Raw genomic sequence first — 23,991 nt, forward strand, 5'->3', positions numbered from 1 at the left:
TCGAACGATTTTACGGGTCTAAAACGTGATAAGGAAATTCGAAAGGTTCTCGGAACTGTCCATATCCAGTTTTTTTCGCAATCGATATCGATGTATTTCAACACCGCGAACCGTTATCCCCATAAGCGGGGCTATTTCTTTGGTGGAAAGGTTCATCTTTAGGTAAGCACATAGTTTTAGGTCTTTGGGCGTCAAGGAGGGATAGGTCTTCAATAATCTTTCAAAGAAATCCTCGTGCAATTCCTTAAAGTTGACTTCAAAACGTTTCCAGTCCTCGTTATCCTCAATAGAACTGTTAAGTTTCTTCACAAAAGACCTATATCGTTGCGAATTCGAGAACTTGTCCTTGTTCATGATCAGCATATTCTTGAGCTCCAATATCATTTCATTCTTTCGCGCTATGTTCAATGTTGTACTTGCCAGTTCGTTCTGTTTCAGTTTTACCTCTTTGGCCAGTTCTTCTTTTTCCAACTTGGCCATTCGTTCCATTTGCTCCTGCTTCATCCGTTCTTCCAGTTCACTGTGCTTTCTTTGCAGTTTTCTTCTATTGTACCTTCTGACCACATAAACGGCAAGAACAGCAAGTGCCAAATACAGGAAAAGACTCCACCATGAAAAATACCAGGGTGGTGCAATCTCAAAATGTAGCGTATTAAAATCGGAAACTACATTGCCCATACCCACTGTGGAAACTTTAAAGGTATACGCGCCAAATGGTAGATTTTGAAAATTGATGAATCCATTTTCATCATACTCGGAGTATTCTTTAGGACCTTCCAATTGGTAATAATAGTGTGGCGATATGTATTCCGGTGAAGCCACCTTTATGGTGATGGATTGAGAATATCTGAATGGAATGTCAATCAAATTGTTGCCCGCAGCATAGGTGTTTTCTTGGTCTTGAAGTAGCACAAAATAAGGCACTGGAAGTTCTTGGGTTTCTGAAAAACCTTGAAGTCTTGGATTGTTTATCTTGGCAAAACCGTCCGTAAGGGTAATATAGGAGGTACTATCATTGATTTTAATGACATTTTGGGAATCGGGCGCCAAACGTTCCTGTAACGGAAGATCGGTCACAATTAAGCTATCTCCCTTAAGATTGGTATGGATAATGGCTTTTTGCTCTTCGTCGTCCACAAACCAAAAATATTGTTCGTCAAAAAACAGCAGCTCTTTGTTGCTAAAATTCTTGAACTCTTCAAATTTTTCAATTTTGTCACCAATGGGGTTGTAGGCGAACCAATTTCCCTCACTGTTCAAGACTATATTGTTTTTAATGTTGTAGAGCTTCACATTATATTCACTTGGGGCACCTTTCTCGGTAAACCTCTGTATTGAATCTACCTTATCGTAACCATCCCCTCCTAAATGAATCCTGTAAAATCCTTTATAGGGATGAGCCGCCCATAGAATCTCGGGGGTTTCGAAACATAACTGTTTTACCGGGTCGTCAAAACCTTCAATCCTGACCACGTTCCATTGGCCATCATCCGACTTCTGAAACTTTGCGAGGCCATTGTAGGTGCCTTGGATATATGTTGCCTTCTGATCGGGAACTTTGATCAATTGATAACCTCCCGCTATTTCACTGACAAGGTCAAAGCTCTTCTCCGTTACCTTGTAGGTTCCCGTATTGTGACCGCAGAGCAAATCCCCGTCAATGACCCTTAAATCCCAAACATGCCCCTGAGAGCCACTGACAAATCTAAGTTCGTTGCCCTCAAAATAGAAGACACCGGTATTGCTGCCCAAAAACAATTTGCCGTTGTACCGGGCAATATCGTAGACCATTCCCAAGGTACCTGTATAATCGGTGTAATAGGAAATCGGATTGTGGAGTCGGATTCTCGCCATTCCATTATCCAGTCCCAACCACAACTGATCATTGAACAAGAGCGTGGAAAGTACGGTATTGTTCTGAAGCCCAGATTCGCGGTTCAATATCCTGAACTGCTTTGAAGTGGAATCGTAAAGGTACATGCCATTTTTAATGGTACCGAAGCCCAAAAGGCCATTGTCCAAAACCCGGATTTTGTTCAATTGATGCTGTTTAAGCTCATCATTTACAGGTTCTGTCCAAGGTTTTAAAGTTTTTCCATCAAAGAGATAACAGCCATTCAACTTTGTGCCCACCAAAAGTTGACCATGGAACAGGGCCATATCCGTTATGGTCTTTCCAATTAATAGGTCTTGATTCCGAAAAGGCTCCAACGCTCGTTCCTTTACTTGAAAAAGTCCCAAGGACCCTCCTGCAACGACCAATTCCCCATTAAATTCTATAAAATCCGAGACCACCTCGGGCGGGTCAAATACGGTAATCTTATCATCGAAATAAGAATAAATAGCTGAGAACGAACGAAAAACAACCTTCCTATCCTTCGATGGTAAAATTTCCCAAAACTCTTCGCTAGTAAATGTGTGATCTTTGATCAGATGTGTCAAAGAGGTGTATCCGAGCTCTCCAAATTCGTCCTTCGTCCAATACCCAAACTCCTCGTAGGAACCCGTATAAATTCTGTCGCCAACACTTTCCACGGAACGGATTATGGTATTATTGGGCAATTTGTTCAAGGTCCATTCCTCTCCATTAAAATGGAGCAAACCTTTGTTATTGGCCACAAAAAGCTCTCCCCTTTCGTTTACTGAGATATCCCAATTCTTTGTCCCGCCCTTGTAGTCCAAAAGCTGATAATTTTGAATCGGGGGCAGCAATTGTTGCCCGTAGATGGAGACACAGGAAATCATCAAGAGTATTGACGCGAGCCTAAATAACATACTGGACGGTTTGTTTGGTACAGGTCTTTGAAACCACGAATTTACAAAAGTACGTGAAGTAATGACCGAAATAATCAGGGGCAAAGCTTGCTGACCTGTTTATATTATAGTTCTGAACGTAAGGTTGACCCTCGATTTTTGCACCACTTTTGTAGGGGGCAAACGATGTTGCCAATATGTTTGAATCTCCCCTTTCATGACCAAAAGACTCCCATGGTCCAGTAATAGCTCTACTTTTTCCTTGGTGTTTTTATGCTTGAACACAAATTTTCGTTCCGCCCCAAAACTCAACGAAGCAATGGCACCATTAGGCTGAAGTTCCTTTTCATCATCGCTGTGCCAGCCCATCCCCTCCTCGCCCGAATGGTACAAATTCAGCAAACATGAATTATAGGTTTCATCCGTGAGGTTTTCTATACGGTTTTTAAGTTCCATGAGTTCGGTAGTCCAGGGCAGCGCTTTCTTGGTGCTTTTGGAATAGGTGTATTCATATGGCCTATCCCCATACCAAGCAACTTTTCGCTTGGTTACAATGCGTTTGCCAAAAATGTGGATCACATCATGCTCCCAAGGAATGCTATTTTGCAACTGTTCAAAGAACAGATTCGCCTTATTACGATCTACAATAGGACCAAAATAATTTGCGATGCCATGCCGTGGCAGTATGTTTTGATTAGGGTCTATTTGATTCGTGAACAAATCCATATTCCTTGGCTACATTTACCTGGAGAGCCTTTCTTGGGTTTTTTCCAATATTTCGGCTACGCGTTCCCGTAGCATATCAGGTTCAATGATCTTGGCACAATCCCCGAACATCAGAAACCAGCGGGCAAATCCGTGCTTCCAATCGGTCGTCATAAACGTCATTTCCACCTCATGGCCTTTAATTTCACTGGAAACCAGACCGTAATATTTGGTCTGACCCTGAATAAACTTCGCCACAGCCCTATCCACAGCTATCTTCACCTTTGTTTTGGCCATTTCCTCCCTTTTGTTCCTGTGCTCGTCCATGGTGCCATGCTTCAACAAAAAATCCTGTGAGGTTCTTGTTATTTTATGGATTCTATCCGTTCTAAAATGACGGTAATCCGTCCGCAAATGGCAATAGCCCAAAATATACCAATAACCGTTTTCGTGAAAAAGCCCCACAGGTTCTATGCGCCTTTCGGACGGGGCCTCCTCCCGCAAGGATTCATATCGGAGAAAAACCTGTTTCCGTTCCGCAATGGACTCGAACAGTATTTCAAGGGCGTTCGGCACCTTCTCATTGAACAAGACCTCACCCGGAACTATGGACACTTGAGACTCCAAGGCCTCTACCCAATCCTTTTCCTTTCCGCGCAATACCGATTTCAATTTGAACATGGCCGATTCGTAATAGGCACCAAGGGATCTATCCGTGAATTTTTGCATGAGTTTTTCCGCCGCCACAAAACTTCCCGCCTCTTCGCGGGTAAACATTACCGGTGGCAGCCGGTACCCCTCCATTATGGAATATCCCACTCCCGCCTCGCTTGCAATGGGCACCCCGGAAGCTTCCAAAGTCCGGATATCCCTATATATGGTCCGCAAGCTCACATCAAATCGGTCGGCAAGTTCTTGGGCCTTTACAATACGCTTGGTCTGTAATTGTATCAAAATGGCCACTATCCTATCAAAACGTTTTACGGTATCCATTCCCATTATTGCACGAGCTATTTCCCAAAGATAGGATTTCAATCCATGGATGAAGGGTGTTTTTTTGCTCATATTTACCCATTGTTAAAATATGCTCCAAAGTTATTTTGACATTATGACAACAGGATGTCATCATCTTTTTTTGATTTTGATTTTTACTACTGACACGGGGCTGTCACCCACCCCTTTTAATTTTGGTCTCAGAAACAATAAACCTTTAAATCATAATTTGATGGAAAACACCTTTAATGAACAGACAACGGCCCAAGTAATGACACCTGAACAGTTTTTGGAGCACTATCAAGGCCATAGAAGGCTCACCCGACGGGTTATCGAAGCCTTTCCTGAAAAAGAGTTCTTTAACTACAGTATTGGCGGTATGCGGCCTTTTTCCGAAATGGTGAAGGAGCTATTGGCAATAGCCGTTCCGGGACTTACCGAAATTGTATCCGAAAGCACCAGTGAGTTTGATGAACATAGGGACTACGGCAGCACAAAAGCCCAATTTTTACAAAAATGGGACCAAGACACGGAAGAAATCAACAAATTATGGAAGCAGGTTCCAGTTGAAAGATTTCAAGAGGTCATCAAACTTTTTGGCCAATATGAAGGCACCGTGCTATCCAATCTGCAGTATTTTGTGGACAATGAGATCCATCACCGTGGCCAGGGATACGTATATCTACGAGCTTTGGATATTGATCCACCATTTTTTTACGACAGGAATTAATTATCAACATGAAGACGATACATGTATTCAAAACTTCCGTGAAGGGAAAAGGACAAGTGAGGAAACTCCGTCCTTTGTTGAACCATCTTGTCGCCAAAAACGGATATTGGAATTTCGACCTAGAAGATCGGGACAATATTCTAAGGGTGGAGACCCAAGACCTACCGGCACCGGTAATTGCTTCATTGTTGAAAAACAAGGGGTTTCTATGTGAAGAACTGCAATAAAACTGTAAAATGAAGAGGTCGTTTAAAATGAATTAGGACACGTCATTCTGAATTTATTTCAGAATCCCATCATAACGATTAAAAATCTTATGAGAACCCGAAACAAGTTCTGGTTGACGCAAAACAGTATTTTAAACGACCTCTTTTAAATTATAGGTTCGCCTTTTCCTTGAGTTCGTTAAACTTCATCAAAAGTTCTTGGTACCGCTCTTTTTCCTCTTGGCCAGGCTGCTTATCGGCACTGCTCAAAATGTAGTACAAATATGAAATCTGGGCCACCATCACCACTTCCGGGTAGGCGCCTTCATCATTTTTGAGCTGTTTCAAAATATCCTTGTAATGCTGCACTTTAGCCTCGCCCACTTTGGATTCTTCCAGTTCCTTGATTTTCTTCTCTACCTTATCTTGAAGCATTTTGGCTTCTGACAACAGATCTATCACCTTAAATTGGAGTTCTTGCTGTTCTTTCATATCAGATAAGGAAACTCCATCATCCTCGAGTTTTGGGTCGATCAGAACTTCAAAAGATTGCTCATAGGATTGGTTGCCCACGGTAAGTTTTGCGGTATAGTTACCGGGAAGCACCATAGGTCCATTTTTATAGCTTCTGCTTTTATTTTTGTCCCAAGCCCCTTTCTGTTGTAGGTTCCATTTAAAGCGATTAAGTCCTTTCTTCGTCTCCAATTTTTCGTCCATGTATACAAAGGTCATGCTAAGGCTCATGTCATCCACTTTTTCAGTGGTGGATTTCAATTGAGTTGAGTCGCTTACAATGGTCGCGACTTCTTTGCCCTGCGCATCGGTAATTTGAAGACTGACCCCCTCTTTGATATCTGTCGGCAAATAGTAATCCATGATCACACTGGTTGATGGGTAGTTCGGAAAATCGCCACCGCCCCATGGAGTATCATATCGGTATGTATCATCCGGTTTGAACAATACCGGCGCATCTCCCAGTTGGTTGATTTTTTCGTTACGTAGCGCAGTTATTTTATCCAGAATCCAGAATCCACGTCCCATGGTGCTTAAAATCAAATCCCCGCGGAACAGGGTGATATCCGTAATCGGAGTAACCGGAAGGTTTTGTTGAAATGCTTTCCATGTGGCACCATCATCAAAGGATACGAACATTCCATATTCCGTTCCAGCGTACAAAAGTCCCTCGCGAACCGGGTCTTCCCGCAATACCCGTGTCACATAATCGGATGGAATTCCATTGGAACCCGTACTGATCAGTTCCCAGCTTTCACCATAATTGTCCGTTTTATAGAGATATGGGGTTGTATCCCCCAGCAAATGCCTATCCACTGCAATGTACGCTGTGGCCGGGTCAAACTGGGATGGTTCTACGGACTCTACCCTGCCCCCTTTTGGCAATTTCTTGGGCGTAACGTTCTTCCATGTTGCACCACCGTCTTGTGTAACGGAAATAACACCATCATTGGAGCCTGTCCATATCAAACCCTTGCTTATTTTGGATTCCCGGATGGAATAAAGCGTGCTATAGTACTCCTCCCCGGTAATATCCCTTGTGATCGGGTTTCCGGAAATCACTTGCTTATCTGGTTCGTTGGCAGTAAGGTCGGGGGAGATAATTTCCCAATTTTTTCCGCCATTGCTTGTTTTGTGCAGGAACTGAGATCCCATATATACCACTTCCGGGTCATATGGAGAAACATGGATAGGAGCCACGCGCTGGAACCTATATTTCAAATCCTTTGGGTTGTGTCCATAAATATTGGACGCACCAATGGAATACTCTCGACTTTGGCCTGTTTTTTTGCTGTAGACGCTAAAACGACCCTTACAGTTATTGTAGACCATATAGTGGTTTCCCGGCATAGGAATAGCGGGTCCCGTTTCGCAGCCACCAACATCCATCATTACACTTCCGTTTGCTGGAGATGTTGCTATAGGAGCCTTGCTGGGTATGGCAATGGTGGTATTGTCCTGCTGTGCGCCATAGACCCAATAGGGATATTGGTCGTCCACGGCTACTTGGTACATTTCGGCAGTGGGCTGATTGTACTGGGTGGACCACGTCTCGCCCCCATTGTGTGAAACATTGGCACCACCATCGTTGCTTTGGATCAACAGGTCCGGATTGTTCGGGTTGAGCCAAATATCGTGATTGTCACCATGGGGAACGCTCATTCGCTTCCATGTTTTTCCACCATCCATGGATTTTATCAATGGGTTGGCATTAGAGTAAATAATATTCGGATTGGTAGGGTCCAGTTCAATATTGGTATAGTAAAACGGTCTGTTCACCAATCGTTCATCATCGGAAACATGGGTAAAGGATTTACCTTGATCAACGGATTTGTACAATCCTTGGTCCGCCTCGGGGGCCTCAATGACCGCATAAAGTATTTTGGAATCTACAGGTGAGACCGCCAAATCTATCTTCCCGATCAATCCTTTAGGGAGTCCTTTCTCCAGTTTTTCCCAATCTTTCCCACCATTGACGGATTTATAGATACCGCCCTCGCTATTCTCGCCACCGGAATCGATGGTCCAAGGAGTACGCCGTGCTTTCCATGCCGCGGCATAGACCACATTGGGGTTTCCTGGCAGAAGTTCCAAATCTGAAAATCCGGTCTCTTCTGACACGAAAAGAACTTTCTCCCAAGTTTTTCCACCATCGGTGGTTTTAAAAATTCCACGTTCCTTATTGGGCTTGAAAGCATTCCCGATAGCGGCCACCCAAACAATGTTGCTGTTTGTAGGGTCGATTTCCACAGCGCCGATCTGTCCTGCATTATCCAATCCAATGTGCTCCCACGTTTTCCCGGCATCTATGGATTTGTACATTCCTTTTCCTTCAATGATGTTGCTTCGGATTCCATCGGAACCTGTCCCCACATAAATGATGTTAGGGTCATTGGCGGCCACTTCTATGGCACCGATGGATGGTGTTTTGAAGAATCCATCCGAAACATTGTGCCAACTAGTTCCGTAGTCTTCGGTTTTCCATACACCTGCACCTGTAGCACCAAAATAAAAAGTACCCGGCAGCATTGCGGTTCCGGTCACGGTGGTCACCCTACCCCCTCTGGAAGGTCCAATGGTACGGTATTGCAGGGCTTCAAAATCTTGTGCGAAGGTTGCACAAGTCAGTAAAAACGTAAATAAAAAATAAAATGAGCGTTGTCTTATGGTCATGAGTCAGTTAGATAGTTTGGTTTCTTCCCAAATCTACTAAATACCTAGCCAATCTAAAATGGTAAATGGCAGGAATTACAGCCTTGCCAGTTTGAATGGGATTGAATTACGAATTCCACAACCTTGACCTTTTAAATTTATTGGCAGAAAAACAACGCTTTCTTTTGTTCTGGGGACTACTCGTTTTTTACGTATTTGTAGCTGCAGCCCTCAATACACAAAATACTGGTGGGCGAAAGCAGGAATTCATTTTTGTTGAACTCAATGTTGTAGGTAATCAGACCTTCTTCGTTTTCCATTACGGATTCAAATCCATCGCAGTCAAATTCAAGTGATAGTTCTTCCCCTTCCACAACGTAGGTTCCCGTTCTACATTCCGGATTTCTGCTGGAAATAAAGGTGCCATTGGCAAAAAATTCTATTTCCTCGCCATCCTCTACCGTAACCCAATATTGTGGCCCTCCGGCACTGATATAGGCCGCTGTCATCTTCCATTTTCCTGTCAGCGAGTTTTGCGAGGTAGAGTTATCACCATTGCTCTCATCGCAACCTACAGAAAGTACCATCAACCCAAATAACAAGAAATGGACAAACAATTTTTTCATAAAAACAACTTTTAAAATAAGATGGTCAATTCTCCATAAGTTGCGTCTGCACATTTTAAAATATTTACAACCAGTGATTTATGAACCGTCTTAAAGGACTGCTTCATTTCTATCGAATAGATGCCTCAAAGAGGGATAAAACAAAAAACTGATAGCCTATTTTAACAATTAATTTTTAGATACCTCTCTAAGACCCAATTTTTCCTGATCAACCTGAAAAGCGTCACCATGCATTTTTAACATATACGAACCGATAGATTATATAATTTTGATTACTTTTTTAATATGGCTGTTTTCATGGATAAGATAGTTTATGCACTACTTTTTTCACTAATCATTTCACCAGTTTTTGGCCAACAAAGTTTGCCCCTAAAAATTGGCAATGACAAAATCAAGCCACTTACCAAATTAGTAGACAGCTCCCTTCAGGCAAATCTGGAAGAAGAGCTTTTGAACAATGAAACCTGGTCCCATTTGATTTCCCAAAAAAAGATGGCCATCGGAATAGTAGATCTGAGCAATCCCGAAAAAGTACGGTTTGCCCGAATCAATGGCAATCACATGATGTACGCGGCCAGTCTCCCAAAAATAGCCATCCTTCTTTCCGCGATGGATGCCATTGAGAAAGGAGAACTACTGGAAACCAACGAGGTAAAAAAGGACATGCGGCTGATGATCAGTAAATCGGACAACGCCGCTTCCACCCGAATGATCGACCGAATCGGTTACCAAAAAATAGAATCCGTAATGACCGACCCCAAATACGCCTTTTATGATGAGGGCATGGGCGGTGGCCTCTGGGTAGGAAAGCGATATGGGGGAGGCGGAGACACCTATAGGGAGCCTTTAAAAAATCTGAGCCATGCCGCATCCGTGACCCAAGTGTGCCGGTTTTATTACCTATTGGCAAACGGCAAGTTGGTCAACGAAAAAAGGTCCAAACAGATGCTGGGCATCATGGAAAACCCCGAACTGCACCACAAGTTTGTGAACACCCTTGAAAAAATTGCCCCCGGTGCCCAGTTGTTCCGAAAATCGGGTTCCTGGAAGACCTACCACTCCGATTCCATTCTGGTCTGGGGAAAAACCTCCAATCGTCGTTATATCTTGGTCGCGCTCATCGATGACCCCAATGGCGAAGAAATCATAAGAAATTTGGTGAAACCTGTAGAGAAAGTTTTGAAAAAGCCCGAAATTTAGTGATCGGACCCAAAAACCCATAGCCACACCATGATTTACAGGCTGGCCAACAACTTTTTTGATATCAGAAAGGGCGAGTACAAAATCTCGCTTTTTATGTTTTCCTACATTTTCCTGATCATTTCGGTCCTGCTGATCATCAAGCCCACCATCAACTCGTTGTTCCTGTCCGAACTCGGTGCCGAACAGCTCTCCGTGGCCTTTATTTTGGTGGCGCTTGCGGCCATTGTCAGTTCCGCGTTCTATACCAAGATCTTGGCAAAGTTTGAACTGAACCGCATCATAAAAGCCACGCTCTATATTTCCATCGCAGTGTTGCTCAGCTTGGGTATTTTACTGAAACTGCAGTTGATGAACACTTACCTGCTCTTCTTTTTTTACACGTGGGTGGCCATTTACGCAGTGCTTTCCGCGTCGCAATTTTGGGTGCTGGCCAACTTGGTTTTCAATGTAAGGGATGCCAAAAGATTGTTCGGTTTCATAGGCTCCGGTGCCATTTTGGGAGGGATTTTTGGTGGCTACCTCACCTCGATTTTTGCACCATTGCTCGGCAACGATGCCATGATCTTTATCGCTGCGTTATTGCTGTTCGGCTGTTTCCCGCTCCTGCGGTTCATCTGGAAGCTACGCGTGAACAAACTGGACGAGTTCAAACAGAAAAAAAGGATCACCACAGTGGACGGGCATCCGTTCAAATTAATATTAAAATCGAGGCACTTGACCTATATGGCGCTCATAGTGGCCGTGGGAGTGCTCGTGGCCAAGTTGGTGGACTACCTTTTCAGTGATTTTGCCGCCCGCTCCATCGAGGACCCGGAAGAACTCACCGCCTTTTTCGCGTTTTGGTTCTCTTCGTTCAACCTATTGTCATTGGCGGTGCAATTGTTCCTCACCCACAGGATTGTTGGGGTGTGGGGCGTGGGCTTTTCGTTGCTCCTGTTGCCATTGGGAATATTGTTCGGGTCGGTTTTTTTTCTTTTTTTACCCGAGTTGTCTGCCATTGTCGCCATCAAGGCGATGGACGGGGTGCTGAAACAATCCATCAACAAGAGCGCTTCGGAACTGTTGGCCCTTCCCCTGCCCTTCGACCTGAAGAACAAGACCAAATCCTTTATTGATGTGGTGGTGGACAGCGTGGCAACGGGCGTCGCAGGAATTTTGCTCATTTTCTTTGTGAAGGGGCTGGATGTCGGCACCACAAGCATCACCGTATTGATCATCTTTCTGGTGCTGGTGTGGATTTTCTTTATCGGTATCCTTCGGAAAGAATACTACGCCACCTTCAAAAAAAATCTGGAATCCGCCACGGACAAGAATAAACATGTAGACATTAGGACTAAACCGGTTTCTGTACTGAGCGGAATGCGAAATGTATTCGCCCATGGAACCGAAGAGCAGATTCTTTTTATGCTCAACAAATTGATGGAGATCAATGACAGAAGGTTCACGGATGATGTGGTGGAACTGTTGGAACATCCTTCGTTGGAGGTGAAAGCTGCCGCGATGCGAAACCTGTATTATTTGAACAGTTCTTCCATGGTAGCGAATATTCCACAGCTTTTGAAATATGGTGACGAGGAATTGACGTTGGCCACTTTTGAATACCTCCTGCTCCACGCCGACCAGAATGAGGAATTTGTTTTTGATGAATTTCTCGATTCCGATGAGGAACTGATCAGGGATACGGCACTTTTTTGTTTGGCCAGGGAAAGTGCTGGCAACCATACTTTAAAATTAAAATATGACCTAAAAGGAAGGTTGCAAAGCCGATTGGAAAGCAGCTCGGGCGCCATCGACCCATTGGTACTGAAAGCCATTGGCGCTTCGGGGTACAAGCAATTTTATCCAATCATCTTGGATAATCTTGACGCAAAAAATGAAGCTTTGGTAAGACCCGCCATTGTGGCTTCGGGCATCAGCATGAGTCCCTTGTTCATTGATAAGTTGTTGCACCTGTTGCCCAACAAATTACTTCGACCTTTGGTCGTGGAGGCGCTGAACAGTTATGGTCCACGTATCCTGCCCATTCTGGTTTCATTGGTCAAAAAGCGGAAAATTCCACTTCAGGTGTGCCGATTTGTGCCCTTGGTCATCAAATCCTTCAAATCCAAAGAAGCGGTCCATTATTTGTTCCAACTTTTTGATGATGTGGACCTCAGCGTTCGGTTGGAAGTGGTGCGTGCATTGAGCGACATCCGAAAGGAACGGCCCACTTTGCATTTCAATCGGTTCAAGGTCATCGCAAAGATTTTTGAAGAATGCAAACTGTACCATCAGACGCTTTCGGCCATGCATACCCAAATCATCATTTCCTACCGAAACCGGAAAAAATCCGGGGCGGAGATCAAAATGGAGGAAAGGGACGCCCGTGCTTCTTTGTTGGAATTGTTGGAAAGACGCTTGGATGCCGGTCTGGAACGTATTTTTAAGCTTTTAGGGTTGAAATATGTGCAGGAAGATGTGCAAAATGCCTATTTGGGACTGCTCAGCCCGAAGGAGGAAGCACGGAACAAAGCCATTGAATTCTTGGACAACCTACTCACGGGAAACCTCAAACAAAAATTATTGCCGATCATCGAAGAGGCCGTAATGGATTTTTCCTCGGAAGAAGCCATCCAGAAAATAAAGCACAACATCCCATCAGAGATGGAGTGTTTTGAACAATTGTTGCAAGTGCCGGATGTAAAACTGAAACTTGCGGTACTTTACCTCATCGGCAAGCAACGGGACGAGCGGTACATTCCTCTTTTGCGCCGTTTTGGAACGGACGACGACCAAAAAGTGCGGGATTTTGCCGAAAAAGCTCTTGCCGAGATTTCAGGCACTACCCTTTCCTAACGATTTTATCGATGGCGGAGGCGAGATACATGTGGTCGGAGGCGGAATTCTTCCGGAGCACGTTTGTCATCAAGACTACCATATACCTGCAATTGTCCGGATGCTCCACAATGATGACGGAGTTCATAAAGTTTTGGACATTGCCCATGTATTTCCCACATTCTTCACCCTTGCTTCGGTCACATTTGTAGAGGCTCCCCGATTTAAAATAAACCGCTGCTTCCTTCAACGCTGGGGATTGCGCGTAGCGAATCCGCCTATCGGTCATGTACATTAATCGTTTCATTTCAAGGCTGCTCGCTGCATCTATCACATTGCCCTGTTCCAACTGTACCAAAAACTTCATCAAACCAATGGGCGTCCCGATGCTACCGCCCTTATCGCCTACGTAGGTATTGGCACCTCGGGTGAAAAAGCTTCCCAAACGCCATTCATCGGTCGTGATTCCTAAAGAGCGAAGCGGCAGGTTCACCACATCATTTGCCAAATCCGTCAATTCCTTTTTCGGGGTTTCCTTAAAATAGGCCATGGCCTCTTCTTCGGTCAGTTCTGGATATTTCTCGCCGAAGGCGGCCATCAGCAATGCTTCGCGCCAAACGATGCTCGCCGCTCCGTTATTGCTCACCGAAAGCATGTGGTCCGCCCATTCATATAGACTGAACACATCACTGGCAACCACCTGCCTTTTCACCAAGGTGTTTTTTTCAATATTGTAAATAGGAATGGTATGCTCATCCGTGAGTCCCCAAACGCCTGCCTTCACCGTTTTTTGCTTCAACAATTCGGTGCGTTTTTCAAAGGAATCTGGGTAAATCTTAGACAATTGCTCAAAAAGCGCTGTCAGTACTGCCAATTTGCCCACGCTCCCCGGTTGGTAGCCCAAGGTCGGGTTTCGTTCGGCATAACGAACACTGTCCACATCCGAAATGTCCAATATGGTAAGCGAATAACTTCTGTCCAGTCCGCGAAAAAGCGCATTGATATCCTTTTGAAAGGATTCATCAACCACCAAAAAACTGCCCACACTGTCCGATTGTCGGGAAAGAAGGTTCAATTGGATATCCTCCCACGACTTCATGGCCCCGGCAGGCAAGGTATTAGCGTCCTTGATCTCTCCATTTTTGATCAATTCCAACCGTTTGAGCCTTTTGATGCCCGTGCGTTCATATCCATCGATAGGATAGTATTCGGAAAAACCGATACAGAACATCCCAAAAACCACAATAAGAACTATCTTTTTCATCTATATTTTTTTGTCAAGTGAAATTTGCTTGGAAAGGTCTATCCTTGGGGTTATGGATTCCAGATAGGTGGAACCAAGCGCTTTTTTATTTTCCACAAAGGGCCTTATCTGAAACAGCCATAGTTTATTGTCCTGAAATCCCAGTTCCACATCGTAAGCTCCTGTGTAGTCCGAATGGGTTTCCTTGGGCACGCGTTCACGGATGGTAGTGGCAAGATCCCGAATGGCATTGATATTCGCCTCGCTCAATATCCGATCTTGAAAAGTAGCGATCGCCTTTCCGGTTCCACCAGTTTTTGGCAAGGTGTTGTAGCGTTTTTCCCTGGCCGGGGCGAACAAGACATATCCACCGGATTCTTTGATGAGGTACGATTCCGCTGCCTGACCATCCACCGCACCTCCTGCACCACGGCTGAAGGCCACTGTAAGGTCTTCTTCGGTGCCCGCACCGATTCCTTTTGTGATGAGCACCCCAGAGTAATCCACATCCACACTTGGAATCACCAAAATTGATGGAAATACGTTCTCGGGATTCAATAGGTATTTTTGCCGCCATTTGAAGCTACGCTCGGTATAGGGTGAGGCCCAAACTTCCTTGATGCCTTCCAGAATCTTCTCTTTTTCGGCTGCGTTGAAGATGGTCAGGTTAAGGCCAGCACCGGTAAAATCCTTCAAATCTTCCATGTTGGTGTCGCTGCGCAGAAATACGGGAACGGCTCCCAATTCAGCTCCCAGTACGTCCTTGAATCCTTTTTCAAGTTGATTCACAAAATCATCCTGCAAAGGCATTTTTTTGATGGCGGCGCGCAAGGTTTCCAATTGGCGCAGTTGGTAATTTTCGACCTCTTTTTCAGAAATTCCCGATGTCGTCATTTTATCGGCTTCCTTAAACATATTGGTCAGAAAATCCCAATAAGAAACATCTTGGTCAGGCATTTTTTGGTTCATGTGAACCCTGAAAATCCCGAAGGGAATCACCAAACCTTCCACTACTTTTTCGGGGAACATTTTTTTGAGTTGGCCCAAATTGGCCGCTTTGGGACCACACAATTTTCCTGAATCATCGGCATCCACGTTGCGAAGGTTCAACACATTGGTTTCATCCAAACGGATTTGTTGGATGGGCACTTCAATGCGTTCCTCCTTGCGCTCTTTTTTGGAAAACAGGGCAATTTCCTCGGCCGTCATTTGGCTTTCCGGTTTCATGATGACGTTCCCTTTGTTGGAAACTGCATAAAAAACTCGTTGTCCATCATATTTTTTAAGGTCCTGAAGATTTTGGTCCGATAACGCGGCATTGGGAATGGCAAGGTTACGGGCCAACAATTGTACGTGGGAAACCATATTGCCTTCCGCCACCGTGGCAATTCCGGCCACAGGTTTCAAGTCGGACGGAGGCCGTTGGAACACATAAATCTTATCCGAAGAGACTTCAATGTCATCCGAGCTGCCCCCAATGACCACAAGTTCCCCAAAGGCATAACCGGGATTGAGCCCTCGGATGGTGCTTTGGTTCCCGACATCCATCACCTTGTTGGCCAGTTGGGACTCTTCGGCTATCAAGTTGCCCAATTCTCCCACGCTCTGACCCAGGTGAAGTGCCACCGAACCCCTGATTTTGTCATCCACAAAACCAGCGGCCAAAGGTTCAAACTCCACAAATTCCTTAACGGTTGTATCGTAATTGGCCTTGACCATGGCTGCGCTCCATTCCACGGCAGACCGGGCACGGTTCAGCACTTCGGTCAATTGCGCGAGCGAAAGTTGGTCGGCTTCATATCTGGTTAAATCGCCTGACAATTGCTCCCATTCCCACTGTTCAATGTATCCGGCACCGGTCACGGCCATTCCCAAATAGCAGATTTTATGCAAAAGTTCCTTTAGGTTCTGGGGCTGATAATCGGCTGATGTTTTAAAAACGATTTCTTCCAGTTTTAGGGAAACATCGAGCAATTGAAGGCGTGCCATCGGCCTTTTTTCTTCCAAAAGTCCTTCGCGGATATCGAACAGGAGTTGTGAGGATTGTTCCAGCAATAGCTCTGGGTTGTTCCTAACATCGGTGTTGGAAGCAAAGCTTTCAATTGCTTTTCCCAGCGGTGTTCCCTTGGTCAGCGAAGCCTTTTTTGTCAAAGAGCTGATGTCAATCGGTTTATGGAACTCCTTCATCACCTTGACCAATTCGTCCAACTTGGTGGAGACTTCGCTGGATAATTTGGCACTGTGCTTCTGTTTGAATTGGATTACTTTTTGAATATCGCCCTCTTCTGGCTGGCTATGTATTTTTACCCGTAAGTCCATAAAAGGGAGGTACAGATCGGATATGATCTTCGATTGGCTCCGCATGGTCTGGGCAACATTGTCATCACCGCTATGGGGAACATCCTTCAAGGATTGTCTGATCAAGAAATATTCGTTTCTTACGATTTCATCTTTTCCCAAAAGCCATTTGTAGAAGTCGATTCCCCAAGCTTCCTCATCCTCTGCCTGAACCGACCCCCTGTAGAATTGCCCTTTTTGGTTAATCCAACCATCATCCACGCTTTTAAGGTATTTCTCCAGCTGGTACTGTTTTAAACGGGCATGGTCGTTAGTAGCATCCCAAAAGGGTTCCTTATCGGTATAGGCCAAAATCTGGCCCAAAAAAATATGGTTTGATTTTCCCAAGGCAACGACTTCATCCTTGTAGCGGGCATGTTGCACGCCTGGACCAATATTATCAGGACATGGATCCTTTGGCGCCCTTATGCTTCCATCGGTACAGAACCATCGAATGTCCTTGTACGGTCCGCGGATATCGTTCTTGAACTTGGTGATCATTGCCGTGATATCCTTGGGTTCCGTTTTTTGGGAAAACCCAAATTGGCAGCCGAGCATGATCAACCCAATGAACAAGTGAACTATATTTTTGATTTTCAATCTTTTTTTATGGAATAACTTACTCATTTAGAACAGTTAATTAACAGGATAAAAGTATTTCATAAACACATAACCACCATCAAATTGGGTAAATATTTGCAAATAGATCGTCTTGTGGTTTTGATTGTAAGGAACAAAAAATCCCCATGAGGTAACCGTTGGGGATTCTTGTAGAATTTTTACTTTGGAGAATATGAAATCAGTCCTTCCATTCTCCCTTGAATACGAAATCTTTTTGAGGCATTCTAGTACGCTCAGCGGATTCGTTTTCTTGTAAATCTTCGGGCAAGCTTTCCATATCACCTCCATAATAGCCAACGGCAATGGCAGAAGACACATGATAACCTTCAGGAACATTAAATACTTTTTGAGCTTTTTCCCAATCTACTCCTGCCATGTGGTGCAGCGCAATATCCATGTATTGGGCCTGTATTGTCATATTTCCCAGACAAAGTCCCAAATCGTGGGGCGCGTGAAAATTCTCTTTGCCCTCTTCATTCTTTTCCTTGTAAACGGCCAACATTAGGAGCGGTGCGTTTACTGCCCATTGTTGATTGAAATCGCTAAGGCAATCCACTATTTTGTCGTAGGCCTCGGAGCCTTTTTCTGCATAGATAAATCTCCATGGTTGTACGTTGTAAGAACTTGCAGCCCAACGGGCAGCTTCAAAAAGTTGATTGATCTGCCCCGGTTTTATTTTTTCGTCCTTAAAGATGCGTGGGCTGTAGCGTTGCTTGAGCAAGGCATATATCTCATATTCTGTATCTGCTATTTTTCTTAACCGAATTTGGTCTTCTTCTGAGGTAATAATCATAATTAGTTGCTGTTTTCTCTCTAAGAAAAGATTATTAAGTGGTTTGCATTGCCTCAATTCGATATTATGTTGACGCTAATGGTTTTTGGATATTATCATTATAAAAACCGATGCTGTTCAATCTCGTGGGGGCTTTTTTACTCTTCTTTTCCATATTCCCTTTTATAGATGCGCACTATCACCATAAACAGGTTGATAAGCAATGGACCAAAAACAAGACCGATGAACCCAAACAAGGGAATACCTACCAGAACACCGATCAATGTAATGAGGGGATGGACATCGTCCAATTTTTTTAGAATGTACAACCGTATCAGATTATCCGTGGATCCTACAACGATCATTCCGTACAAAAGAATACCCCATGCTTGGAAGTTTTGACCATTGGAAAGGGTCAGAATAAAAACAGGGATGGTACCCAATAAATTTCCCACGAACGGTATCATGGACCCAATGGTCACCATTATGGCCCAGAAGAATGGGTTCTCTATACCAAAAATCAAAAAACCCAACAGGGCGACCAGTCCTTGGGCAAGGGCGACCAATGGAATCCCCAAGGTGTTGGCCTTTACAATATCGTTTACCTCGGTACCAATTACCTTAAGGTTTTTGTTGCTGATGGGAATATAGTCATAAAGCGACTCGTAGAGCTTTTTGCGGTTAGTAAGCATGTAAAATAATATAAAATACATGATGGAGATGGCAATCACGGTATTGAACGTCCCCCCCACAAGTCCCTGAAGATTATCGGACAACCAGCTGGAAACGGCAGAAGCATCTATGTTGGAGGTAAACTTATACCCGATGGCATTCTCCAAATATTCCAATTGGGACTTTATCATGGATGTAATCTTATCTGTATTGTCCACCGCTTTGCTGATTTTGTTCCCCAACATAAAAAATGCCCCGGAAATTGGCAGGAGTATGGCAAAAAAGGAAGCTATCATCAGCAGGCCCGCAGCTAAGTTTGGGTTCCATCCCTTTTCGACCAATTTTTTCATTGGTTTTTTCAATAGCACGAATAAGGTGATGGTCCCAAGAATTCCAGAGAAATAGGGAGCAATTTCGATAAAAATCAACCCTGCCATTAAAAGGATAAGGAGCAGGATAAAAATCTGGCGAACGATTTTTGGGTGTATGTGTTTCATGTTCTTTTTACTGATTAGGGGCAAAATATTTAACCATTGATGGGGAAAACAAGGGTCTTTTACTGATTCAATTTGCTCTGGATGTACAAGCTTTTTTTTGGTAGCAGGGTGAACTATTGAATCTTTTTCAAGTTGACAAATTAGTTTTGGTAAGATTGTCCCATTCGAGATTATTATTACTCTAAAAAAGATATGAACTTTAAGATTTTCCCCTATCCGGGTATTTATGCTTTTGCGTCAACAATTGGCGTGTTCCAGTCAACACCTTGCCCATGAAAGAGGTAGATTTAAGTATTATTAATCCTAAAAATTACAACTATGAATAATGATCAGTTAGAAGGCAAATGGAAACAAGTAAAAGGTAAGTTCAAACAAAAATACGGTGAGGTTACCGATAACGATCTAACATACTCTGAAGGAAAGTTCGATGAGATGTTGGGAAAAATACAAGAGAAAACAGGAAAATCCAAAGAAGCCTTGAAAAAGGAAATCGAAAGCCTGTAAATGATTTTATAACAAAAAAATCTCCGAAGCTTCGGAGATTTTTTTGTTTCTATTTCTTTCATTCGACTGTTAGGGAACCAAGGCGTAGGTGAACGCAATGGTGGTTTGGGTAGTGGTTCCGGTCACATCCTTAACATTGAAAGTTTCCGCAAAGCTAAACTCCGTAGCCTCGGTATTGAATTCCACTGTCGTTGACTGGATGGTACAAGAAGCTGTTAAACGCAAGGTATTCGACGACAATTCCCAAGTTCCAGAGGTTTGAATCTTATTGGTGCAGTCCTCTGCATTTTGACCCTCTTCGTAGGAGAATGTACGCTGGGATCCAAAGGTGTAAACTGCATCTTGCTGACAATCGGTGTACTGACCGTATAGATTCGTTGATGGGTTATCGACCCCGTCATCTGTCAAATCCAGGGCTTCTCCTGCAACGATAGCGGACAGCACCCATTCTCCTACCAATTTTTCTTCATTAGTAGATAATTCCCCTGTAAAATCTGGAGGGCATTGCGTTCCATCGTCCGAACTGCAAGAGAACATAACTATTCCTGTTAACAATAATACTCCAATACTTAAAAACTTATTCTTCATTTTCACTTTTAGCTTTAAACGTTTCCTTAATGATGGATTAAATCGCAAATGGTTGTGTTAAAATTATGATATCGTTACAAATTGTGTTGTTTGCAATGCTTGGTTTGGAGTGAATCTTTTTCCATTAAAATTTAAAAATACATTGATTATCAATGGTATACAAAATTCAACATAATTGCGTGAATATTCAAAACGATATGCCTAAAAACACAAAACACTGAAAATCATAAGATTAACAGTGTTTTGAATTTACTTAAATAAGGTAAGTCGGGATGACTGACCTCTTGACGAGGTGCTAACCCATTAATATCCAGAATATTATGTCGATTTTCCCAAAATAGGACATCCCATAGGACATCTTCGTGTGAAATAATGATTTTCACAACGTAAATATCGATATTTAAAATCAAACCACACCATCTTGTTTTATTTAATTTTAAATCAAAATAGACAAAGGAATTTTTGTGAGTTCAAAAGCTCATCACAAACAAGTTAAGCATCTATTCGGCCTATCGACAAGCAGATATAATAAGAACTTTGATTGTCAATTTTAACCTAGCCGTATAAATTACAAGATTTAGATTTTTGCCACCGGTGTTCCAGCCAAGCCATTACTGGTCCACCTTACATGATGGACACGATCGAGTTTAGAGATTTTGATTGCAGTGATACCTGAATCTTGTGATGTTTTCAATACTACCAATGACCATGCCTATACCGAAGTTGTGTAGAAAAATCCAATAAACTTATACAACCCGAATAGGATTAAGGTAACCCCCAATCCTATTCGAACCTTTTAATATATTCTTCTGGACGTTCCTTTTATTTCTTGGTCAAATGATATCCAGCCGATTCAACGGCAGAAGTGATTTCCTCTTCCGTGGCACTTGTGGTCTGTACGATCAACAATTTGTCTTGGGAAGCAAAGTCTACAGACCAATCGGTCACGCCATCCACCTTATCCAAAAATGGTTTTACGGTATTGGCACACCCACTGCACTTAATATTTGATTTGAATTGTAATGTACTCATGTTCATCGATTTTAAATTAGAAAATTACTATAGTTTAATCGTTTTAAGCCTCAAACTGTTCAATACGACCGATACACTGCTAAAGGCCATAGCGGCACCAGCTATCATCGGGTCCAACAAAAATCCATTGATTGGATATAGAAGCCCTGCAGCTATAGGAATTCCAATGATATTGTATATAAAGGCCCAAAAAAGATTTTGTCTTATACCTATAACGGTCTTATGGGAGAGCTTCAGCGCTTTGGGAATCGCATTTAAATCAGAGGTGATCAGGGTCATTTTCGCGACATCCATGGCTATGTCGGACCCTTTGCCCATGGCGATGCTGACATCTGCTTGGGCAAGTGCCTGCGAATCATTGATACCATCGCCCACCATGGCGACCACCTTTCCACTTTCTTGAAGCCTTTTTACAAAATCAGCTTTCTCTGATGGGAGCACTTCGGCTTCATAGCTTTTGATACCCACCTGTTGTGATACGGCTTCGGCTGTCATCTTGTTATCACCGGTCATCATGTAAACTTCCATACCATTCCCCTGCATTTCCCGTATGGCTTCCTTTGAGGACTTTTTTATGCTATCCATAATGGCCAAAATCGCCTTTACCTTGCCTCCACCGCCAAAGTATATGACCGTTTTGGCCTCCTGCTCTAACCCTTCGACCATGTGCCCCAGGTTGTCATCCATGGCGATTCCTTTTTCGACCATCAACTTATGATTGCCCACAAGGTATTGGGTTCCATCCAATGCCTCAGCGCGAACACCTTTTCCTGTAATACTATTGAAGTTCAAAATTTCGATCGGATTTACCTTTCTATTTTTTAAAAAGGAGACCACGGCTTCAGCCAAGGGATGTTCGGACTGTCCTTCCATGGCATATAAAATTTGCTCCAGGCCCCTGTGATCGGTCACATGGTCCGCAAAGACCATATCGGTCACCACTGGCTTTCCTTCTGTTATGGTTCCCGTTTTATCCAGGACAATGGCATTTACTTTGTAACCCAACTCCAAACTTTCCGCATCTTTGATGAGGATATTGTGTTCGGCCCCCTTGCCGATTCCCACCATGATGGCTGTGGGGGTTGCCAAACCCAGCGCACAAGGACAAGCTATTACCAATACGGCAACTGCGGTCAACAGTGCATGGGTAAAAGCGTCCTCACCTCCCAGGAACATCCAGGTGATAAATGTCACCACTGAAATCGTCATTACCACGGGAACAAAAATACCGGCAATCCTGTCCACCAATTTTTGTACGGGCGCCTTGCTCCCCTGTGCTTCCTGCACCATCTTGATGATCTGGGACAAAAGGGTCTCCCCTCCCACCCGGTCAGCTACAAACTGAAAGCTTCCTTTTTGGTTTACGGTACCGGCAAAAACTTTTTCACCCTTTGTCTTTTCTACAGGGACGGGTTCGCCCGTGATCATACTTTCATCAACATAGGAACTTCCTTTGGACACTGTTCCATCCACAGGGATTTTCTCTCCCGGTCTGACCAATATCGTTTGACCTACCTTGACCGAAGAAATAGAGATTTCCCTTTCCTCCCCATCTGCTATCACCTTTAAGGTCTTGGGCTGCAACCCCATCAATTTCTTTATGGCGGAGGATGTATTTGATTTCGCCTTTTCTTCCAATAATTTCCCCAATGAAATAAAGGTGATGATCACTGTGGCCGCCTCATAATATACATGGGGTTCCATGCCTTTACTGAGCCAAAATTCAGGAAAAAAGGTATTGAATGCACTGAACAAAAAGGCAATGCCCGTACTGAGTGCGACCAAGGTATCCATATTGGCCTTACCGAATCTGGCCTGTTTGAGGGCATTTATGAAAAAACTTCGGCCAAACCAGAACAGAATAGGAACGGCAAGTACCAACGAAATCCACCTACCCAGGACCCAATCCATAAAAAACATCCCCAGAAGGAAAATGGGAAGTGTCAAAATAGCGGACCAAAGGGTTCGCTTTTTTATGGATACATAATGCTTTTTCGAAAGCTCTTCCTGTACTTCGGTAGGATCCTCGGCATCCACAATTATATCATAACCGATTTGACGTACCGCATTTTGAAGATCGCTTAGGTCCATAGCACTGTCATACTCCACAAGGACCGTACTATTGGCAAAGTTGACACTGGCATTGTAGACCCCTTCCGTATGGCCTAGCATGGATTCCACGCTGGATGCACAGGCAGCACAGGTCATTCCAGTGACCGGGAAAGATTTTTTTGACACCGTCTTCGGTTTCCTTTCGGTGTCCTCAATAATATCGATTGCATCCATTTTCTACTCCGATTTGTATGGTACAAATTTCAGAATAGACCTAAAATGCACTGTTACGTTATTTACTGAAAGAGTTGTAGAATTTTCCGAAAAATCAACCTTTACCTTTCTTCGTCAAGTACTTAACCTTAATTGGTGAGTGGTTTTTAGAATTCGGCAACATCTATGAGATCAGGTTCGCCCACGTCAATCTTTTTTGGAGAATTTGCCCCGATCAGTTTAGAATATATTCGATAGGACAAA

At 43.7% G+C, this 23,991-nt stretch carries 17 protein-coding genes; 5 read left to right on the forward strand and 12 right to left on the reverse strand.

Annotated features, from left to right (window positions below):
- Nucleotides 1–18: 18 nt before the first annotated feature.
- The 3 genes from SD449_RS04715 to SD449_RS04725 form a co-directional block, all read right to left on the reverse strand.
- Nucleotides 19–2,775: a helix-turn-helix and ligand-binding sensor domain-containing protein gene (locus SD449_RS04715; RefSeq protein ID WP_318309098.1), complete on the reverse strand. Its 2,757-nt coding sequence runs from the start codon at nt 2,773–2,775 to the stop codon at nt 19–21.
- A gap of 99 nt (nt 2,776–2,874) precedes the next feature.
- A complete protein-coding gene (locus SD449_RS04720) occupies nt 2,875–3,480 on the reverse strand; it encodes an alpha-ketoglutarate-dependent dioxygenase AlkB family protein (protein ID WP_318309099.1) in 606 nt (201 codons plus the stop codon).
- 15 nt (nt 3,481–3,495) lie between these two features.
- A complete protein-coding gene (locus SD449_RS04725) occupies nt 3,496–4,458 on the reverse strand; it encodes a helix-turn-helix transcriptional regulator (RefSeq protein WP_318309193.1) in 963 nt (320 codons plus the stop codon).
- A 226-nt stretch (nt 4,459–4,684) separates the two neighbouring features.
- Between SD449_RS04725 and SD449_RS04730 the strand changes: the two genes are divergently transcribed.
- Nucleotides 4,685–5,182: a DinB family protein gene (locus SD449_RS04730; protein WP_318309101.1), complete on the forward strand. Its 498-nt coding sequence runs from the start codon at nt 4,685–4,687 to the stop codon at nt 5,180–5,182.
- 8 nt (nt 5,183–5,190) lie between these two features.
- Complete coding sequence (locus SD449_RS04735; RefSeq protein ID WP_318309102.1) at nt 5,191–5,409, forward strand: hypothetical protein; 219 nt, start codon at nt 5,191–5,193, stop codon at nt 5,407–5,409.
- 150 nt (nt 5,410–5,559) lie between these two features.
- Here the strand turns inward: SD449_RS04735 and SD449_RS04740 are convergent, their stop codons facing one another.
- Together SD449_RS04740 and SD449_RS04745 are read right to left on the reverse strand one after the other, a co-directional pair.
- A complete protein-coding gene (locus SD449_RS04740; protein ID WP_318309103.1) occupies nt 5,560–8,574 on the reverse strand; it encodes a WD40/YVTN/BNR-like repeat-containing protein in 3,015 nt (1,004 codons plus the stop codon).
- Nucleotides 8,575–8,750: 176 nt separating this feature from the next.
- Entirely contained in the window at nt 8,751–9,179 is a 429-nt protein-coding gene (locus SD449_RS04745) for a lipocalin family protein (protein WP_318309105.1), read from the reverse strand.
- 297 nt (nt 9,180–9,476) lie between these two features.
- Here SD449_RS04745 and SD449_RS04750 point away from each other — a divergent pair, with 297 nt between their 5' ends.
- Together SD449_RS04750 and SD449_RS04755 are read left to right on the forward strand one after the other, a co-directional pair.
- Nucleotides 9,477–10,379: a serine hydrolase gene (locus tag SD449_RS04750; RefSeq protein WP_318309107.1), complete on the forward strand. Its 903-nt coding sequence runs from the start codon at nt 9,477–9,479 to the stop codon at nt 10,377–10,379.
- Nucleotides 10,380–10,409: 30 nt separating this feature from the next.
- Nucleotides 10,410–13,217 carry an Npt1/Npt2 family nucleotide transporter gene (locus SD449_RS04755; protein WP_318309108.1) on the forward strand — a complete coding sequence of 936 codons (2,808 nt, stop codon included), beginning with the start codon at nt 10,410–10,412 and terminating at the stop codon, nt 13,215–13,217.
- Here the strand turns inward: SD449_RS04755 and SD449_RS04760 are convergent.
- The 4 genes from SD449_RS04760 to SD449_RS04775 all read right to left on the reverse strand — a co-directional run bounded on the left by SD449_RS04760 (nt 13,204) and on the right by SD449_RS04775 (nt 19,338).
- On the reverse strand, nt 13,204–14,460 hold the full coding sequence (locus tag SD449_RS04760; protein WP_318309109.1) for a serine hydrolase: 1,257 nt from the start codon (nt 14,458–14,460) through the stop codon (nt 13,204–13,206). The two genes, SD449_RS04755 and SD449_RS04760, sit on opposite strands and share 14 nt — an antisense overlap.
- The gene (locus SD449_RS04765) at nt 14,461–17,403 is read right to left on the reverse strand and encodes a PEP/pyruvate-binding domain-containing protein (RefSeq protein WP_318309110.1); all 2,943 of its coding nucleotides are present in this window, start codon (nt 17,401–17,403) and stop codon (nt 14,461–14,463) included.
- A 172-nt stretch (nt 17,404–17,575) separates the two neighbouring features.
- Complete coding sequence (locus tag SD449_RS04770; protein ID WP_318309111.1) at nt 17,576–18,190, reverse strand: nitroreductase family protein; 615 nt, start codon at nt 18,188–18,190, stop codon at nt 17,576–17,578.
- A 137-nt stretch (nt 18,191–18,327) separates the two neighbouring features.
- Nucleotides 18,328–19,338 carry an AI-2E family transporter gene (locus tag SD449_RS04775; RefSeq protein ID WP_318309112.1) on the reverse strand — a complete coding sequence of 337 codons (1,011 nt, stop codon included), beginning with the start codon at nt 19,336–19,338 and terminating at the stop codon, nt 18,328–18,330.
- A gap of 318 nt (nt 19,339–19,656) precedes the next feature.
- Between SD449_RS04775 and SD449_RS04780 the strand changes: the two genes are divergently transcribed.
- Nucleotides 19,657–19,842 (forward strand): CsbD family protein, encoded by a 186-nt coding sequence (locus SD449_RS04780; RefSeq protein WP_318309114.1) that lies wholly within the window; start codon nt 19,657–19,659, stop codon nt 19,840–19,842.
- A 69-nt stretch (nt 19,843–19,911) separates the two neighbouring features.
- Here the strand turns inward: SD449_RS04780 and SD449_RS04785 are convergent, their stop codons facing one another.
- The 3 genes from SD449_RS04785 to SD449_RS04795 all read right to left on the reverse strand — a co-directional run bounded on the left by SD449_RS04785 (nt 19,912) and on the right by SD449_RS04795 (nt 23,748).
- Nucleotides 19,912–20,430, reverse strand: a complete 519-nt coding sequence (locus SD449_RS04785; RefSeq protein WP_318309116.1) for a DUF5004 domain-containing protein — start codon at nt 20,428–20,430, stop codon at nt 19,912–19,914.
- A gap of 822 nt (nt 20,431–21,252) precedes the next feature.
- Nucleotides 21,253–21,462 carry a heavy-metal-associated domain-containing protein gene (locus SD449_RS04790; protein WP_090297511.1) on the reverse strand — a complete coding sequence of 70 codons (210 nt, stop codon included), beginning with the start codon at nt 21,460–21,462 and terminating at the stop codon, nt 21,253–21,255.
- Nucleotides 21,463–21,489: 27 nt separating this feature from the next.
- The gene (locus tag SD449_RS04795) at nt 21,490–23,748 is read right to left on the reverse strand and encodes a heavy metal translocating P-type ATPase (RefSeq protein WP_318309117.1); all 2,259 of its coding nucleotides are present in this window, start codon (nt 23,746–23,748) and stop codon (nt 21,490–21,492) included.
- Between the last annotated feature and the right edge of the window lie 243 nt (nt 23,749–23,991).

Source organism: Flagellimonas crocea (assembly GCF_033441595.1).
GTDB lineage: Bacteria > Bacteroidota > Bacteroidia > Flavobacteriales > Flavobacteriaceae > Flagellimonas > Flagellimonas crocea.